Below are 14,937 nucleotides of genomic sequence, written 5' to 3' on the forward strand. Positions count from 1 at the left end.
TGAAATACGTGAAGTGTTCAAGGATTTTAAACAGCTGGAAATAAAGCTGAGATATTCTGTCTCTCAAAAAAGTGCCACAGAGGGAAAAGAACTGATCTTCACAAATTATTGATAAACAAAGCCCCGGTCAGTGGAATTAATTTTTTCTGGCCAGGGCTTTATAATCGACATTTTTTTGACGGGCTTGTTTTTGCGTAAATTCATTAGCGAGTGGTGCCAAAGCAGACGCAAAATGGTGCCAAAGCGCCCGCCGCTTTACAATTATTTGTTCCGATGCGGTACTATCCTTCTGAAAGCTGAAGTGCAAGATAGTTCTGGATACTCATCTGGCCGATCTGGTCAAGTTGTGCCTCTATCCAGTCGATGTGGTTTTCCTCGTCCTTGAGTATGGCTTCAAGAAGTTCTCTTGTCCCATTGTCTCCGACTTCAACAGCGAGTTTTATGGCTTCGTTGTAAGCCTTTATTGCTCCTTCTTCAGCCATTTTATCATTGTTGTGCTGTTTTTCAACAACAGGTCCGATGTGCATTTTGTTCAGATTGCTTACTATTGGGAGTCCTTCAAGAAATAGTATTCTGGCTATAAGTTTTTCAGCATGCTTCATTTCATCTATGGCACGTTTTTCAATAGCTTTGTGGAGTTTTTCATAGCCCCAGTTGTCGCACATTTCAGAATGGACCATATACTGGCTGATGGCAGTAAGTTCATCTGCAAGGAGAAAATTCAGCATGTCGATCATTTTTTCGTTACCCTTCATTGTGCCTCCTTTGTGGATAGGTGTTATGTTTTTGCCAAACTATTGAGTTTTCAATTATTTTGTGCTTAATGGTTTTGAAGCTTTTAAGAGAAAATTCCAGATGAATGAATATATCCTATTTCATTCCCAAATCAAGTCTCTCTTGTTTTTAAAATGGAATAATTCCCGGGGGGATTTGGTTCCTATCAGAAATTATTTGAATCTGCAGCAGGCTGTTTCTTTTTGTCCCGGGGATTATTCTTTGTGGCTCTGCCTGATTTTCAGTTAAGAAGTGCCTTTTATGGTCAATGTGCCATCAAAAAAGGGTGATGCGTAGGTCGGATTAGGACGCCCTTTGTCCGTAATCCGACGTTAAGCCGAGTGCCTCCGGCGGGTCGCTTTTTGTAAAAAGCTCCGCAAAAACTTTATGGTTTTGTTAGTAGTCAAAAAACTGATGTTTTTAGAGTTTTAAAAATGTTAAGTCCATGAACTTTCAAATGTTACTGAGAATTGAGCATAACCACATTATTCTTTGCCTTCTATAAGGATTATTCATCAAAATCGCTTTCATTTCTTTTTGATGTTTCAAGAAGACCACCGACAGCCATTTTCGCCAGATCAGCCCTTGTGATCCTGACTCCTGCTATTATAAGAGGCAGAAGGATATCAAGGGCGGCAGGTTTGGAATAAAGCGCGCCGGCTGGCACGCCTATGACATCTGTATTGCGTATTTTGCCAATAAGGGTCATGGCTCCAGGAAGAATAGGGGCACCGTATAGAATGTCGGACATGCCTGCATCTTCAAGGGCAAATCTTGTGACATCATCAGGATCAACTGAAAGGCCGCCGGTTACAATGATAAGATCAGCTCCTTTGCCGATGAGATCCATGGCAGCATCAGTTATTTCTTTGCGGACGTCGTTGCATATTAACGTTCCTGTTATTTCACATCCATGGATTTTCAGACTTTTTGAAATTACAGGCGCGAATCTGTCTTTGATTTTTCCAGAGGCGATTTCTGAACCTGTTATTATGATTCCTGCCCTGGCGTTTCTGAATCTCCTGACAGAAAAGATGCCGCCTTTGCCAAGGGTTGATATTGCTGAATTAAAAACATCATTGTCAAGGTAAAGGGGAATAGCCCTTGTTCCTGCAATTGTCTGGCCCTTTATGACGGTTTTGAGTCCAGGCATGGATGCGCACATCACTCCGTCAATTCTGTTGAATGAAGTCAGCTTATCAGTGTCAATGACAAGAACACCGTCGCATTCAGCCTTTAAATCAATTCTTCCTTCCTTAGGCTCCGGGTCAAAGATGATGTTCTTGCCTGACATTGCTTCTGCAAAAGCTATTGCTGCATCATTTTCATGGATTCTGCCTTTAAGATCATGGGATGAATGGGTGAAAATCCTTGATTTACCCATGGATTTTAACTTTTCTATATCATCAGGGGAAACTTCATGGCCTTTTTTAAAAGCTACTTCCTTGCTGATCCCTGGTTCAATCTTGGTCATATCATGGGCTAATTTAAGGCCCGTTGCATCTTCCACATTCACGCACTTTGCTGGCGAGTCAAATGTTACGGTCGAGAAAGGAAGGTCTCCTGAGCAGCATTGACACAGCTGAAAACCGTCAATGCCGGTTTTGGAGAGTGACTGGTCATTTCTGAAACTTTCTCCGCAGGATGGGCACATGCTTATTTTTTTCTTTGCCATTGATTGAATTCTTTCAATGTCCACGATGATCTTTTTAACAGCATATACTGAAGAACCCGCATCTATTATTTCTTTTATGAGCCTTTCCTTGTCCTGTTCCTTCTTGGGCTTAAGCTTCATTGCCCAGACCTTGAATTCCGGCCATGTTTCGAGTCTTTGCTGGTCAAGAGATACCCTTAGCCCCTGGCCAGTTGACTTGTTGTAAAAGGCAAGGGCGAATCTTCCGGTGTCAATTATTTTCAGCCAGCCATTTCCAATTGTGCATGGTGTAAGAATCTGGACTGAATCAGGAATGCAGGCTCTTGTTTCACAGATGGCGTCATAAAACCCGTTTTCAGGGAGATATTTATAGGCAAGATCAACCATAAAACCGCCGCATATCATTCCCGGAGCCAGATGACCGTGGAAGGATCTGGCTTTTTCAATAAATTCCTCAACAGAATAATTAAGTATTCCCATTAAAATTCAGTCCTTTGTATTAATAAGAAAACATATGGCAAAAGGTTTTAAAATTGGCAAGGCCGCAAAAATTCCTATTACAGTCATTCCGGCGCAGGCCGGAATCCAGAAGAGGCTGAAATTACTGGATGCCTGATCAAGTCCGGCATGACGCCAATGCCTTTTTCTGACTTTTTGCGAGACCATCAAATTTGACTTTCTTTGGGACCATTTAAACCGCAACTGTAATATAATCTTTTCTTTGATGAAATATTGCAAGGATTTTTGTTTTATATAAAACTTTTATACTGGCTATATTTGAAGGGTTTTATCAAATAGTTTTATTGGAAGCTCTTGTTAATCTTTATTAGAAGTTTTGACATGACGTTTTTTTCATCATCAGTCAGATTAGCATAAGCTTTTTCTTTGAGTTTTTCTGAAATAAGTGAGAGTGGCTCGCGGATTGAGTCGCATTTTTCAGTGAGTTTTATGTAGCTGGCTCTTTTGTCAGTCTTGTGATTTATCTTTTCTATCAGACCTAATCCGGTAAGCTTGTTTACAAGCGCAGTTACTGTTGATTTGTCCTTGTCAATTATCTGAGGAATATCCTTCATCTGTATTTCGCCGAACATTTGAAGGGCTGCAAGTATCTCGCCGTGTGACGGAGAAATCCCTTCTATCCCATGATTTTTGAATTCATTCATGAGGAATCTGTCAACCTTGTAATTGACCCTGCTTATAAGGAAGAGTATCCAGTCATTATGTTTCATGCCTGAAAAATATGTTTGATGACAAACATAAGTCAAGGTTTTTTATAGATAAAATTTTACAAGACGTATTGGTATTACCAATTTTTTTCATATTTCAACCATTATAGAGATTATTTACTTGATTATAGTATATGTTTATAATATTGGTAGAACCAATAAATTTATGGAGAAGCCATGAGCGAAACTGAAGCACATGAAACAAAAAAATATCTTTATAATACTATCATAGAAAAATTAAGGGATATGATCAGGAGCGGAGACCTTAAACCAGGTGACAGGCTTCCTCCTGAAAGAAAAATGGCTGACGATTTCGGGGTTTCCCGCAACAGTCTTCGCCAGGCGATTCAGGCCATGTCTGAAAGAAGGTTGATAGAAAGCAGGCAGGGAGACGGGAATTATATTTCACAATCTATTGATTTTTCATTTTTTTCAGACAGCATCATGGACACAATTACCGAACAAAAGGGCTTTTTGAAAGACGTCATTGAATTCAGGCAGGTTATGGAGCCGCAAATTGCTTTTCTTGCTGCCGGAAGAATTACGCCTGGTCAGATTGACAGTCTTAAAATACTTGTTTGTGATCAGCACAGAGCTGTTATTGATAATAAAGATGTGGATTACCTTGACTCTGCCTTTCATTTGAAGCTTGCGGAATATTCTGGGAACAAGGTCATATTCCAGGTGATGAAAACAATCAGATCAATCCTGAATGAAACAAGATCAGGGTGGCTTCAGAGTTACGAGCGGCGGCTTTCATCAGTTGAAGGACATTTGAGAATCATTGATGCTCTTGATTCAAGGGATTCTGGCAAGGCATTTGAAGCAATGGGAAAACATCTTCTTGAAGTGGAACAGCATATTCTTGGAGATTCCTGATTTTTTTTTAAGTATGACAAAGTCGCAAAAAGTCTGATTCCCGTCATTCCTGCTCAGGTCTGAATCCGGAAGTATCTGAAAATACAAAGATGCCGGATCAAGTCTGGCATGACGTTTAAGCATTTTTGGCTTTCTGCGAGACCATTAAGTTTGTTTAGGAGGATAAATGTTTACCGGTATCGCTATAATGTATCTGTCAGTGGGGCTAATTGCAGGAGTTCTGGCCGGGTTGCTTGGTGTCGGAGGTGGCCTGGTTATAGTCCCCATGCTTGTTTACTGCTTTACAAGGCAACAGATGCAGCCCGACTTGATAATGCATCTTTCACTTGGTACATCAATGGCAAGCATTGTTTTCACATCAGTTTCAAGCTTCATGTCCCACCACAAACACGGCGCGGTTGAATGGACAATTGTTAAAAGGATTGTGCCAGGAATTCTCATCGGTACTTTTTGCGGATCCTATATAGCCGCCATGCTTTCCACAGGATTTCTCAAAGGGTTTTTCTGCGTATTCCTTTATTATGTTGCAACACAGATGGTTCTTGATAAAAAGCCTAAACCATCCAGGGATTTCCCGGGCAATGCCGGAATGTTAGGGGTTGGTTCTGTTATCGGGGTTGTATCCAGTCTGGTGGGAATAGGCGGAGGATCCCTGTCAGTTCCCTTCATGCTCTGGTGCAATCTTGCGGCCCATAAAGCCATAGGGACATCTGCCGCCATAGGATTTCCGATAGCGATAGCAGGAAGTATCGGATATCTTATCAATGGCATAAAGGCAGCTTCGCTTCCAGAATACAGCGCCGGCTATATTTATCTTCCGGCTCTTGTATTCATTGTCTGTGCAAGTGTATTCACAGCTCCAGTTGGGGCAAAGCTCGCACATATGCTTCCTGTTTCAAAGCTTAAAAGAATATTTGCCCTTCTTTTGTACGCAGTTGCCACAAAGATGGCCTGGGGACTTGTGGGCTGATAGCAAGTTTTGCCTTTGATGCTTAAAAAAGCTATGTTCCAGTTAAATGTTGAAATCTAAGGGGATTTTTTGCATCTATCTTTGTTCAAACTTGATGGTCTCGCAAAAAGTCAAAAACGGGCGGTGTCGTCATGCCGGATTTGATCCGGCATCTTTGTATTTTCAGATACTTCTGGATTCAAGCTTCCTGTTTTCACCGGGGGCCCTCTCGAATGGCTGGAATCCGACTTTTTCAGACCTTGTGAAACTTAACGGAAAGGGATCTAAAAAATCAGTTTTTCATCGGATTTTCAAAAAAGACATATGGTGTCGAAAAATCACTGAATTCAAAATAAACTCTTTTTTCATCAGGGTCAGCCTTCATATTCATGTTTTCATCGAGTACACCGTAACCGAATCTGTAAGGTCTTGCCATATTGCCTCCATCTGAAGACGCTGCAGTGCTGATTTTGTCAATCTTTACAAACCTCTTTACAAGTTTTTCTCCAGCGTAAATTTCAAGAACTCCGTCAGTTCCCGTCCAGTTCTGAATTGCCCTTCCAATTTTGTTCTGGGTTTCCTGGGTACATCCTGAGACAATAAAAAATATTGCGGATGTCATGAGTAGTAATGAAAGTGTTGTTGATCTCTTCATATTAATCATATTCTCCAAATTACATGTAATTTTTAAGATTTTTCAAGCCACGCGATCATGAAAAAGCTTTTCTTGAATACCAGTCCATAACTACTATCAGATACGCAAAACCTTTTGGCATTGGAATATATGTTATGTCCGTTGCCCATACTTGATTAGAGCGGTTTATCTCAAGATCCCTCAGCAAATACGGATACTTTTTATGTGCCGGGCATGGTTTTGACAAATTCGGCTTGCAATAAATTGCGGAGATCCCCATTCGTTTCATCAGCTTGCTGACATGTCCCCGCCCGACCTGATATCCCTTCTGGCATAGCTCATACGCTATTCTGCGGCTACCGTAATAAGGCAGTTCAGCGTGAATAGCTTCAATTTCCTTCATCAGACGCAGATCTTCATCTGAAAATGGCTTCGGCTTGTGGTAAGCCGTCGATCTTGGAATTCCAAGCACTCTGCATTGGCTCTTTACTGACAAATCGGCCTTTTTATCAATCATTTTTTTGCGCTCGATGAGGCCACACGACCGAGAGCTGGTCTGGAAAAATTGGACAGCCATTTAAGTAAAAATCTGCTTTAGTAGCCCATCAAAAAAAGGAGCAGAAGAATGGCAAAAGGAACAAGAAAAAATCACGGACCAGCATTCAAGGCTAAGGTGGCGTTAGCAGCCTTGAAGGGAGACAAATCTCTCTCGGAATTATCCGATCAGTTTGGTGTGCATTCCAATCAGATATCAGCCTGGAAAAAGGAGCTTGAACAGAATGCGTCAGAGCTGTTTGAGCGTGGAAAACGGAATGATGAAACAGGAATGCATGATGGCCTGACGTATGGCCTCCCCAACGATTCCTCTGTTATTGCTCTCCGGCGATTAAATATTTAAAAAAGTTGAAGCGTGATTCCTTCTAAATCGAACAACAACATGAAATTCGAAATTTACATATTATGCCACCGGAGCAATATCAATAAATTGAATCACCGACGACAACCTGAAATGAGTTTTTTCTGAAGTTCATCAATTCTCTTATGATTATCTTCTGATCCCATGAAGCTTCGGAAAAGCCATTTCTGAATTTGCATGGAACTTTCAAGATCCTCATTTAAAACCCTGTTGGAAAGCTGTTTTGTTTCCACAAGACATCGGCGATCATAACCTGCCATATTCTGAGCAATCTCATTTACGGAGTCAAGAAGTTTGCCTTCGGGAAAAATCTTGCTGACATATCCCATTTTCTCAGCTTCAAGAGCATCATATATTCTTCCTGTAAGGGTTACTTCCCTTGCTCTTCCAAGACCAATAATTCTCCAGAGAGGATCAAGCACAGGAGTAAGTGATAAAAGGATCTCGCGTTGGCCGAACTTTGCCTTTTCAGATGCATAACGTATATCACACATAAGACTAAGATCAAATCCGCCTGCTATGGCAAGGCCGCCCACAGCGCATATTACCGGCTGCTGGCAAAACATTATTGCTCTGTATGCCCGGTGAAAAAGCTCTATATACTCTTCATTGGAGATTTTTTCGATTTTTCGGATCTCGTTTAAATCAAATCCTGCAGAAAAATATTTTTCACCGCCAGTCAGAACTATGACATTGATATCCTGTCTTTCATTAAGTGAATTAAACGCGAGAGTTATCTCTTCAAGCACCGATGGAGACAGGGCATTACCTTTTTCAGGCCTGTTGATTGTAAGAGTAGCTACCCTGCCTTCTGTCGATAGTATGAGGTATTTAAAATCCATGACGGTTATCCCTGATTGTATTATTTATAGCCTGTTAATTCATGCCAGATCTATATTAAAAATATTGAAGTAACAGTCTGTTGTTTATGAAGATTAAAGGCTTTGCTCCAGTACCTTACGTGCAATGTCAGGAGTCACAAGGCCTTTCTCGCCTAACTTCACCATTCCATGATCAGCAAGGCCTTTTACGATTTGATCTATGGCGTCGGAACCAAGATCAAGCTCTGATAAACGCCTCTTAAGCCCCATACCAACAAAAAAATCACTTGTTTTTTCTATGGCAAGAGACAGTCTCTTTTCTTTTGGTAGGGATGGATCAATATCCCATATCCGTTTGCCATATTGCAGAAGCTTATCTTTTTTTTCATCCTTCATTACCTCCAGCATTGCCGGGTAAACAACAGCCAGTGTCTGTGCATGGTCGATGCCGAATAAAGCAGTGATCTCATGGCCTATGATGTGGGTAGACCAATCCTGAGGTACTCCACTTCCTATCAATCCATTGTATGCCAGAGTTGCTGTCCACATTATATTCGCCCGAACATTATAGTTTTCTTTATCAGCAAGAGCCTTAGGACCTTCTTCAATAAGTGTAGCCAAAAGACCTTCTGCAAAGCGGTCCTGTACTTTTGCATCAACCGGATATGTCAGATATTGCTCCATTACATGGACGAATGAATCAACAATTCCATTGGCAATCTGCTTTTCTGGCAGAGAGTATGTATAAACAGGATCAAGAATGGAAAACTTTGGAAATAGTGCCGGGCCAAAAAACGGCAGTTTCGTTTGAGTTGATTTTTTTGTTATTACTGCGCCTCCATTCATTTCTGAACCGCTTGCAGGGAGGGTCAGTATAACTCCAATTGGCAAAGCAGAGGTTACTGAACGATTATCAGTCAAAAGCTTCCAGGGGTCATCAAGATCATATTTTGCTGCTGCTGCAATAAACTTTGTTCCATCAATTACAGAACCACCGCCAACAGCGAGGAGAAAATCAAACCCTTCATTTTTTACTATTTCAACAGCCTTCATGAGTGTCTCATATGAGGGATTTGGTTCAACTCCAGAAAACTCTCCTATTGTATGTTCCTTGAGATGTTCTTTAACAGAATCAAGAAGGCCAGTCTGTTTGACGCTTCCTCCACCATAAATAATCAGAACCTTATGATTTTTTGATATTTCTTTTGAAAGCTTTCTGATCTCCCCTTTGCCAAAAATAATTTTTGTGGGGTTTACAAACTGAAAATTATTCATGACTACTGCTCCTTCCTGAATATTTATTAAACTCATAAAATAAACCGAATGGTATATTTTTAGTGAAAAAAATTTACGCTTTCATTTTTTCAATCATTGAGACCAGGTATTTTGATGCATCATCTATATATTTTCGATCATTCATAACTTTAGAAAGCATTATTGCTCCCTCAACCAGAGAGATGAATATGCTTGAAAATGCCGTAAGCTCGTCGCATAATCTTAGCTCACCTTTTTTAATACCTTCATCAATGATTTTTGTTATGGAATTCTGCCACATAGTCACAAACTTGACTATGCTCTTTCTGAAAAGACTAATACCCTCATCATAATCAACTGCCGCATTAATAACCGGGCATCCGCCTGCATTGTTTATTATTTCAAAAAAAAGACTGTATGACTGTGCAAACCCAATGAGTTTTTCAGAAGAGCTTTTTCTGTCTTTTACATTGGAAAAAATAATTTTGGACGCCAACTTGAGATTATGCTCCAGGGCAGCAAAAGCCAACTCGTCTTTATTTTCAAAATGACCATATATAGCTCCTTTTGAAAGCCCAGTGCCTTTAACAATGTCAGAGAATGAGGTCCCGTCGTATCCATTTTTATTGAAGATACTTGCTGCAGTTTCGATAATATACTGTTTTGTTCTTTCAGCTTTATCCATAGAGCAAAAATAAACCGATTGGTATATTTATGTCAATAGTTTTTGTTAGCTAAATTAATGTGATGATCTGACACGAAGGGGGGCTCGTACCATGATTTTTTCTGATATGATATTTGTTTGTCTTTATGGTTTTGACAGGCCCGATTCAATTATAAAGCCAGATTTCAGTGATATATCATGCCCTGCCGGGGCAATTCTGATATGCACGGCCGAATTACGGTCGCATGACGGATCTGTCATTCCTCTTACTGACACATTTCGGATGCCTCTGAGGTCTCGTGATGGTCGGGAGCGTTTTGTGTCTGTCCCTTTTTCCTTCGGCTTGGCAACTTTCTCATACACAATGAATGAAAGTGGCCTTTGGTCAATCAATCAGGATGCCATCAACTCAGGGCTGCCTGCTGAAAAGCACATGGCCATGAAAGAGTTTCAGATTTACGTTCGCATTTAAAATAATGAAACAGCTCATGGTTCCGGTCTGTCTTTGTAAAGGACAGGCCGGTTTGTTTTTACATCATATATATAAGGATTCTATGAACAGTCCAATGGCGTACGTGGGCGGCAAATCAAGACTTGCTGCCCAGATCATCTCGATGTTGCCGGAACATGAAACATACTGCGAAGTATGCACAGGAGCCGGTTGGGTGTTTTTCAGGAAAGACCCTCTTATATCAAAATCAGAAGTAATAAACGACCTGGGCAGATAACGAGGATCAACCAGGAAAAGGCAGGGATACAGTATCTGTATGCCCACGTTGCGTTTTCTGGCGGAGACGGTCGCAATGATCCGATCGGAGTGGCCAACGATGGCGTCGAAGGACTGAATGTCGTCTGCACCGCAAGGCAGAGTGCGGATCCGGGATCTCCTGTTATTGAATCCCTGCCAGACAGGACATGGAGGCTTCTTCTGAGAACTTCAGCCGGAAGCGCAGAATATGAAACCATATCAGCGTCAATGATCAAGGGCGTCATGACCTTCACTTATAAAACCAGGAATCCTCTGGCTGTCATGGTAAAGATTGACCCGAACGACATGAACGAAATCTTTGAACTCAGCGGGTTTAAATACGGCATCAGGCTTGTTGGGGATCTTCAGTTCAAGGTTTATATAAAATTATGATGAAAAGTGATGGTTGTACCTGTTTTTTTGATGGCAACTGGCGGCCATGCTGCGTCGGTCATGATTATGACTATAGCGACGGCGGATCTCTGAAGGATAAAATTCTGGCCGACTGGAAGCTTGCAAAATGCGTGGCCATGAAACGCGCCAGATGACGGCAGAGTTCGTGAATGAAAAGGGAATCTGGGAATGTCCGGGCGGCAGGGCAAACCATGCGTGGGACTGCTCTGCTCTCTGCCTTGTGGCCGCAGATATTCTGGGAATCCAGTACTGGGAAAAGCCGGACGAAGACGAATTGATCGAAAAGCCTGAAAAAAAGAAGCCAGCACAGTCTGAAAGGAGGCAAAGGTGGTAGAAAAAGCGAAAAAGAAGTTTGCCGTGAGCGAAACCGCTCTTTCCGGAATGAAGGAAATAACAGCCTTTGTTGGCAGAAGCGAGGCAACCGTGCTGGATTGGGTGCGTAAATACGGTTTTCCCGCAAAGAAAATCAGCGGACAATGGGAATCTGACCGCAGTTTGATTGAAGAATGGCGAGTAAATCAGATCAAAAATCATCCCAAAGAAGACAAAAAAAGCGTCATGAATGGCCTATGATGATGATCCATTGTGGGCAGAATAGACTTAAAAATACCAGAAAATAACGAAAAATAAGCGGCCCTTATTGCGGAAAGATAATTCATGCCTATTAATTATTCATATCATACAATATTTTTTTTGCTTGACCATTTAGAAATAGCTCTTATGATGTATTTAATCATTGTAAATTTATCAAATGATATGATAATAACTCGGTATGAGGTCTTAGGTGAATGGATCAAAAGCATAAAGCAGCTTCTGAATTCCTGAAGGAATTTAAAAAAATTGCATCATCAAGGGGGATTGATGTCGTCCCAAGAAGAGAAAACAATTCAGCCTTGATTGAATTTGGGCTTACAGAAAAAAATAGAAAAGAAGAAATCCTGAAGCTGACCTCAGCAAATTACTACCGAGGGCCTGAAGCAGACAGGGACAGGCCAGGAGAAATCTGGGAATTCAGGATGGATATTGATGATATTGAAGTTTATATAAAACTCAAAATTGCTGACGTTGAAGGGACCGATGGCACAAAAATAGCCAAGTGTCTGTCCTTTCATAAAGCCAAATTTCCTATGTCTTAAGTTAATTAGTTATAAGTATATATTATTATTAGAAAGGTTCTATTTATGGAGGGCGCCATGAAAAATATATGCCCAGTTTGTGAAAAGCTCGTACATACCGAAAAGGTAGAAGAATTTGAAACATTTGACATAAAAGGAGAAAAGATAACTGTTCCTGTAGAGTATTTTAAATGCGCTGAATGCGGAGAGGCTTTTGATGACCCTTCATCTGAAAAGCCAGATCCGGTTGAGGCTGCATACAAGAAATACCGTAAAATTAAAGGTATGGTTCAGCCTGAAGAGATAACAACATTAAGAAAGAAATATGGTCTCACACAAGGCGAATTGAGTGATTTGCTAGGTTTGGGGGTTGCCACACTAAGCCGCTATGAAAACGGAGCCTTGCAGAACGAATCCCATGACATGCTTCTTAGATTGTCCACCCAGCCCGTCAATCTTCTTCAGCTTGTTAAGAGAAAATCTGAATCCCTAAATGATGGGAAACGGGCGCATCTCCTTTCAACTTTGGAAAGCGAGCTTGAAGGAAGCGATGATTTTCGCCTGTATTATGAAAACCATTTAGGCGCATACAAGCCTGATATCCAAAGCGGTTTCAAAAAGCTTGATATTCAGAAGATTTATAACCTTATTCTGTATTTTTGCCGTAGCGGTGTTTTGAAAACAAAGCTGAACAAGCTGCTTTTTTATGCAGATTTCAAGCATTACAAGGATTATGCAGCTTCAATTACCGGACTCAGATATCAAAAGCTGCCATTCGGCCCTGTACCGGAAAATTATGGGCATTATTTTGCGTCAATGCAGCATGAGGAAAAAGCCGTAATTGTAGAAGAGGAAATTTACATTCATTATGTCGGGGAAAAATTTGTATCTGTTAAAGAACCCAATCTTAAATCATTTACAGAAACAGAACTTCAAACGATTGAATTTGTAAAAAACTATTTCAGTACGTTTAATACCACAAAAATAAGCGACTTCTCGCATGATGAAAAAGGCTACAAGGAAACGGCAAATTCGGCGATTATACCTTATTCTTATGCTGATGATTTACAAATTTAAGAAAAAATGGACTTTTTGATTATATGTACTGCATATAGTTGCATTATTGCCCATAGTACTATATATTGCGTTTAAATTAAAAAGAAAGGAGGTGAAGAGAGAATGAGCAAAGCTAAACCGAGTGTTAGACCTGGCCAAAGAGTACCGGATTCCGGTATTTATCAAAGCAACCTGTCAAAAACAAGGGCGACGATGGTTAATGGAGAACCAGCGCCGCCCACTCCCAGAAGAGGAGAAAAATGGATTCAAATTATTGACACAAATAGTTCTAAGTAAAACTGAATACGGCAATATTCTTTTTAATTAGAATAAGCACCAAGCTTTTTGAGTCAATAACTTATTGGCGTGCCGGATACAGCAATATATCCGGCACTTTAACTTTTAAGATATCCTTAGCATAGGTTTTGATCAGAATCAAAGATTAATCATACTCTTTGCAAAAGGATATCAAAGTAACAACGGAGAATCTCTATGTCTGACAATTTAAAAAGAAAAAAGCCTGAAGACCCAACAAAAATTAATACTCATCAAGAGTGGGAGCTTGACTACTGGTCAAAAGAATTAGGTGTAACCAAGGAAAAAATTAAAGAAGCTGTAAAAAAAGTCGGCAACAGTACTGATAAAGTCAGGCAGTATTTAGGCAAATAATTTAATGATAAGGTAGGTTGTGTTTTGTATAAATTGCTCAACCTACCAAATATTATAGGTGCTATATGCAAGTATTTGTAGTTGTAAAAGAATTATTGGATCAGCCAGAATATATAAAAGCGTTTTTGACTAAAGAAGCCGCTAATATATTTGTCAAAGAACCTTCGAGGGTTGATTACCAAATATGGGAAAAAAGCGTTAAGGGTAATATTGATGATCCTAACACCGTTTATATAACTCAAAGATACGGAGTAGGAGATTTTCATTATTTTAAAGATGTATATGGTAATTATAGCCAAGCAAAAACGGCATCAGGTGAAAAAGGTCAAGCTCTTGCATGTAAAATTGGATAAAATGATTCAATAACTACCTATTGTTACTCCAAACTTCTCCATTGACCACCCCTGCAAAATCTAATATGTTCTGAATGTTGCAAAGGCCTGAACAACCTTTGCAACATTACTCTAACAGTGAGGGCTTAGCTATGGCCTACATGGCAGTTTTACCCCAAACAATACAAATAAATATACGTGCGCACCTGATTCATGCTCGGGCATGGGGGCGTTTTCTCTCTCACTGGGGGGATCGCCGGTTCAGCAGGTGCGCATTTTTATTTGGGGGTTCCTATGAACACATCTGCATCAAATCCAATCACCACAGTTTTAATCAACGAAACCGAACTCAAGCCGGTTGAGTACAGAAACCAGAGGGTCATCACCCTGTCCATGATGGATAAGGTTCATGGTCGTCCTGATGGTACAGCCAGAAAGCGTTTCAAAGACAATGGAAACAGGCTGGTTGAGGGAGAGGATTATTTTGAAGTCACCCAGCCGTCCGAAATTCGGACGGCTGGTTTGGTGAGACCGCAAGGAGGCTACCCTTCAAAAATAATCCTCCTCACAGAAACCGGATATCTCCATCCAGGCAGGATTCCGAGAATTTTTCCGCAAGGACTGACGCGACACTGACCCATATTGCAGTGATTATCCCTGAGTTCAATATAATGATTGACCAGGCCAATACGTTCATGACCGCAACCGCAAGCGAAGCCGCGGAAAGCGCAAGAAGAGCGGCTGACAGTCAGGCTTCCGCGGCTGTTTCAGCTTCTGCCGCCGAAACGGCAAAACAGAGCGCCCAGATAGCGGCAGTCAGTGCCGGATATCA

The 14,937-nt window shown here is 40.8% G+C and carries 22 protein-coding genes; 14 read left to right on the plus strand and 8 right to left on the minus strand.

Annotated features, from left to right (window positions below):
• Window positions 1-281: 281 nt before the first annotated feature.
• From bfr to K245_RS0118540, 3 genes are all read right to left on the minus strand, one after another.
• The gene (gene bfr, locus K245_RS0118525; protein WP_027360404.1) at window positions 282-755 is read right to left on the minus strand and encodes a bacterioferritin; all 474 of its coding nucleotides are present in this window, start codon (window positions 753-755) and stop codon (window positions 282-284) included.
• Between the two features lie 527 nt (window positions 756-1,282).
• Window positions 1,283-2,908 carry an FmdE family protein gene (locus K245_RS0118530; protein WP_027360405.1) on the minus strand — a complete coding sequence of 542 codons (1,626 nt, stop codon included), beginning with the start codon at window positions 2,906-2,908 and terminating at the stop codon, window positions 1,283-1,285.
• A gap of 320 nt (window positions 2,909-3,228) precedes the next feature.
• Window positions 3,229-3,657, minus strand: coding sequence for a MarR family winged helix-turn-helix transcriptional regulator (locus K245_RS0118540; protein ID WP_027360407.1), 429 nt, complete (start codon window positions 3,655-3,657; stop codon window positions 3,229-3,231).
• A 174-nt stretch (window positions 3,658-3,831) separates the two neighbouring features.
• Here K245_RS0118540 and K245_RS25370 point away from each other — a divergent pair, with 174 nt between their 5' ends.
• Together K245_RS25370 and K245_RS0118550 are read left to right on the plus strand one after the other, a co-directional pair.
• Window positions 3,832-4,533 carry a FadR/GntR family transcriptional regulator gene (locus K245_RS25370; RefSeq protein ID WP_051284391.1) on the plus strand — a complete coding sequence of 234 codons (702 nt, stop codon included), beginning with the start codon at window positions 3,832-3,834 and terminating at the stop codon, window positions 4,531-4,533.
• A gap of 166 nt (window positions 4,534-4,699) precedes the next feature.
• Window positions 4,700-5,503 carry a sulfite exporter TauE/SafE family protein gene (locus tag K245_RS0118550; RefSeq protein ID WP_027360408.1) on the plus strand — a complete coding sequence of 268 codons (804 nt, stop codon included), beginning with the start codon at window positions 4,700-4,702 and terminating at the stop codon, window positions 5,501-5,503.
• A gap of 271 nt (window positions 5,504-5,774) precedes the next feature.
• Here K245_RS0118550 and K245_RS0118555 read toward each other — a convergent pair whose 3' ends face one another.
• On the minus strand, window positions 5,775-6,137 hold the full coding sequence (locus tag K245_RS0118555) for a hypothetical protein (protein WP_027360409.1): 363 nt from the start codon (window positions 6,135-6,137) through the stop codon (window positions 5,775-5,777).
• Between the two features lie 55 nt (window positions 6,138-6,192).
• Window positions 6,193-6,633, minus strand: coding sequence for an IS3 family transposase (locus K245_RS25375; RefSeq protein ID WP_035277611.1), 441 nt, complete (start codon window positions 6,631-6,633; stop codon window positions 6,193-6,195).
• 108 nt (window positions 6,634-6,741) lie between these two features.
• Between K245_RS25375 and K245_RS25380 the strand changes: the two genes are divergently transcribed.
• Complete coding sequence (locus K245_RS25380) at window positions 6,742-7,014, plus strand: transposase (protein ID WP_051284395.1); 273 nt, start codon at window positions 6,742-6,744, stop codon at window positions 7,012-7,014.
• Between the two features lie 92 nt (window positions 7,015-7,106).
• Here the strand turns inward: K245_RS25380 and K245_RS0118570 are convergent, their stop codons facing one another.
• From K245_RS0118570 to K245_RS0118580, 3 genes are all read right to left on the minus strand, one after another.
• Window positions 7,107-7,874 carry an enoyl-CoA hydratase/isomerase family protein gene (locus tag K245_RS0118570; RefSeq protein WP_035277607.1) on the minus strand — a complete coding sequence of 256 codons (768 nt, stop codon included), beginning with the start codon at window positions 7,872-7,874 and terminating at the stop codon, window positions 7,107-7,109.
• A 93-nt stretch (window positions 7,875-7,967) separates the two neighbouring features.
• Window positions 7,968-9,164, minus strand: coding sequence for an iron-containing alcohol dehydrogenase (locus K245_RS0118575; RefSeq protein ID WP_232223850.1), 1,197 nt, complete (start codon window positions 9,162-9,164; stop codon window positions 7,968-7,970).
• A gap of 37 nt (window positions 9,165-9,201) precedes the next feature.
• Window positions 9,202-9,792, minus strand: a complete 591-nt coding sequence (locus K245_RS0118580; RefSeq protein WP_027360412.1) for a TetR/AcrR family transcriptional regulator — start codon at window positions 9,790-9,792, stop codon at window positions 9,202-9,204.
• A 91-nt stretch (window positions 9,793-9,883) separates the two neighbouring features.
• Here K245_RS0118580 and K245_RS25385 point away from each other — a divergent pair, with 91 nt between their 5' ends.
• The 11 genes from K245_RS25385 (at window position 9,884) to K245_RS25390 (ending at window position 14,741) form a co-directional block, all read left to right on the plus strand.
• On the plus strand, window positions 9,884-10,243 hold the full coding sequence (locus K245_RS25385; protein ID WP_051284397.1) for a hypothetical protein: 360 nt from the start codon (window positions 9,884-9,886) through the stop codon (window positions 10,241-10,243).
• Between the two features lie 82 nt (window positions 10,244-10,325).
• Window positions 10,326-10,499: a DNA adenine methylase gene (locus K245_RS27845; RefSeq protein WP_156906845.1), complete on the plus strand. Its 174-nt coding sequence runs from the start codon at window positions 10,326-10,328 to the stop codon at window positions 10,497-10,499.
• Window positions 10,433-10,912, plus strand: a complete 480-nt coding sequence (locus K245_RS0118590; protein WP_027360413.1) for a hypothetical protein — start codon at window positions 10,433-10,435, stop codon at window positions 10,910-10,912. Before K245_RS27845 ends, K245_RS0118590 begins: the two co-directional genes overlap by 67 nt.
• The gene (locus K245_RS27850; protein WP_156906846.1) at window positions 10,909-11,067 is read left to right on the plus strand and encodes a hypothetical protein; all 159 of its coding nucleotides are present in this window, start codon (window positions 10,909-10,911) and stop codon (window positions 11,065-11,067) included. The genes K245_RS0118590 and K245_RS27850 overlap by 4 nt, the downstream gene beginning before the upstream one ends.
• Window positions 11,040-11,267 carry a terminase gpA endonuclease subunit gene (locus K245_RS0118600; protein ID WP_156906847.1) on the plus strand — a complete coding sequence of 76 codons (228 nt, stop codon included), beginning with the start codon at window positions 11,040-11,042 and terminating at the stop codon, window positions 11,265-11,267. The genes K245_RS27850 and K245_RS0118600 overlap by 28 nt, the downstream gene beginning before the upstream one ends.
• Window positions 11,261-11,506, plus strand: a complete 246-nt coding sequence (locus K245_RS0118605) for a MerR family transcriptional regulator (RefSeq protein WP_027360415.1) — start codon at window positions 11,261-11,263, stop codon at window positions 11,504-11,506. Before K245_RS0118600 ends, K245_RS0118605 begins: the two co-directional genes overlap by 7 nt.
• Before the next feature lie 215 nt (window positions 11,507-11,721).
• Window positions 11,722-12,069, plus strand: coding sequence for a type II toxin-antitoxin system MqsR family toxin (locus K245_RS0118610; RefSeq protein WP_027360416.1), 348 nt, complete (start codon window positions 11,722-11,724; stop codon window positions 12,067-12,069).
• 57 nt (window positions 12,070-12,126) lie between these two features.
• Window positions 12,127-13,125 carry a type II TA system antitoxin MqsA family protein gene (locus K245_RS0118615; RefSeq protein ID WP_198013933.1) on the plus strand — a complete coding sequence of 333 codons (999 nt, stop codon included), beginning with the start codon at window positions 12,127-12,129 and terminating at the stop codon, window positions 13,123-13,125.
• A gap of 471 nt (window positions 13,126-13,596) precedes the next feature.
• On the plus strand, window positions 13,597-13,773 hold the full coding sequence (locus K245_RS27420; protein ID WP_084156426.1) for a DUF3606 domain-containing protein: 177 nt from the start codon (window positions 13,597-13,599) through the stop codon (window positions 13,771-13,773).
• A 65-nt stretch (window positions 13,774-13,838) separates the two neighbouring features.
• Window positions 13,839-14,126 (plus strand): hypothetical protein, encoded by a 288-nt coding sequence (locus K245_RS0118630; protein WP_027360418.1) that lies wholly within the window; start codon window positions 13,839-13,841, stop codon window positions 14,124-14,126.
• Between the two features lie 273 nt (window positions 14,127-14,399).
• Window positions 14,400-14,741, plus strand: coding sequence for an ORF6N domain-containing protein (locus tag K245_RS25390; RefSeq protein ID WP_051284399.1), 342 nt, complete (start codon window positions 14,400-14,402; stop codon window positions 14,739-14,741).
• Window positions 14,742-14,937: the final 196 nt, after the last annotated feature.

Origin of the sequence: Desulforegula conservatrix Mb1Pa, assembly GCF_000426225.1 — a bacterium.
Lineage (GTDB): Bacteria > Desulfobacterota > Desulfobacteria > Desulfobacterales > Desulforegulaceae > Desulforegula > Desulforegula conservatrix.

Coding starts and splice junctions, on each gene's coding strand:
- K245_RS27420 (WP_084156426.1), top strand. CDS start 13,597: ATGTCTGACAATTTAAAAAGAAAAAAGCCTGAAGACCCAACAAAAATT.
- K245_RS25370 (WP_051284391.1), top strand. CDS start 3,832: ATGAGCGAAACTGAAGCACATGAAACAAAAAAATATCTTTATAATACT.
- K245_RS0118575 (WP_232223850.1), bottom strand. CDS start 9,164: ATGAGTTTAATAAATATTCAGGAAGGAGCAGTAGTCATGAATAATTTT.
- K245_RS27850 (WP_156906846.1), top strand. CDS start 10,909: ATGATGAAAAGTGATGGTTGTACCTGTTTTTTTGATGGCAACTGGCGG.
- bfr (WP_027360404.1), bottom strand. CDS start 755: ATGAAGGGTAACGAAAAAATGATCGACATGCTGAATTTTCTCCTTGCA.
- K245_RS0118550 (WP_027360408.1), top strand. CDS start 4,700: ATGTTTACCGGTATCGCTATAATGTATCTGTCAGTGGGGCTAATTGCA.
- K245_RS0118630 (WP_027360418.1), top strand. CDS start 13,839: ATGCAAGTATTTGTAGTTGTAAAAGAATTATTGGATCAGCCAGAATAT.
- K245_RS0118580 (WP_027360412.1), bottom strand. CDS start 9,792: ATGGATAAAGCTGAAAGAACAAAACAGTATATTATCGAAACTGCAGCA.
- K245_RS27845 (WP_156906845.1), top strand. CDS start 10,326: ATGAACAGTCCAATGGCGTACGTGGGCGGCAAATCAAGACTTGCTGCC.
- K245_RS25380 (WP_051284395.1), top strand. CDS start 6,742: ATGGCAAAAGGAACAAGAAAAAATCACGGACCAGCATTCAAGGCTAAG.
- K245_RS0118540 (WP_027360407.1), bottom strand. CDS start 3,657: ATGAAACATAATGACTGGATACTCTTCCTTATAAGCAGGGTCAATTAC.
- K245_RS0118615 (WP_198013933.1), top strand. CDS start 12,127: ATGAAAAATATATGCCCAGTTTGTGAAAAGCTCGTACATACCGAAAAG.
- K245_RS25390 (WP_051284399.1), top strand. CDS start 14,400: ATGAACACATCTGCATCAAATCCAATCACCACAGTTTTAATCAACGAA.
- K245_RS0118530 (WP_027360405.1), bottom strand. CDS start 2,908: ATGGGAATACTTAATTATTCTGTTGAGGAATTTATTGAAAAAGCCAGA.
- K245_RS25385 (WP_051284397.1), top strand. CDS start 9,884: ATGATTTTTTCTGATATGATATTTGTTTGTCTTTATGGTTTTGACAGG.
- K245_RS25375 (WP_035277611.1), bottom strand. CDS start 6,633: ATGATTGATAAAAAGGCCGATTTGTCAGTAAAGAGCCAATGCAGAGTG.
- K245_RS0118555 (WP_027360409.1), bottom strand. CDS start 6,137: ATGAAGAGATCAACAACACTTTCATTACTACTCATGACATCCGCAATA.
- K245_RS0118570 (WP_035277607.1), bottom strand. CDS start 7,874: ATGGATTTTAAATACCTCATACTATCGACAGAAGGCAGGGTAGCTACT.
- K245_RS0118610 (WP_027360416.1), top strand. CDS start 11,722: ATGGATCAAAAGCATAAAGCAGCTTCTGAATTCCTGAAGGAATTTAAA.
- K245_RS0118600 (WP_156906847.1), top strand. CDS start 11,040: ATGCGTGGCCATGAAACGCGCCAGATGACGGCAGAGTTCGTGAATGAA.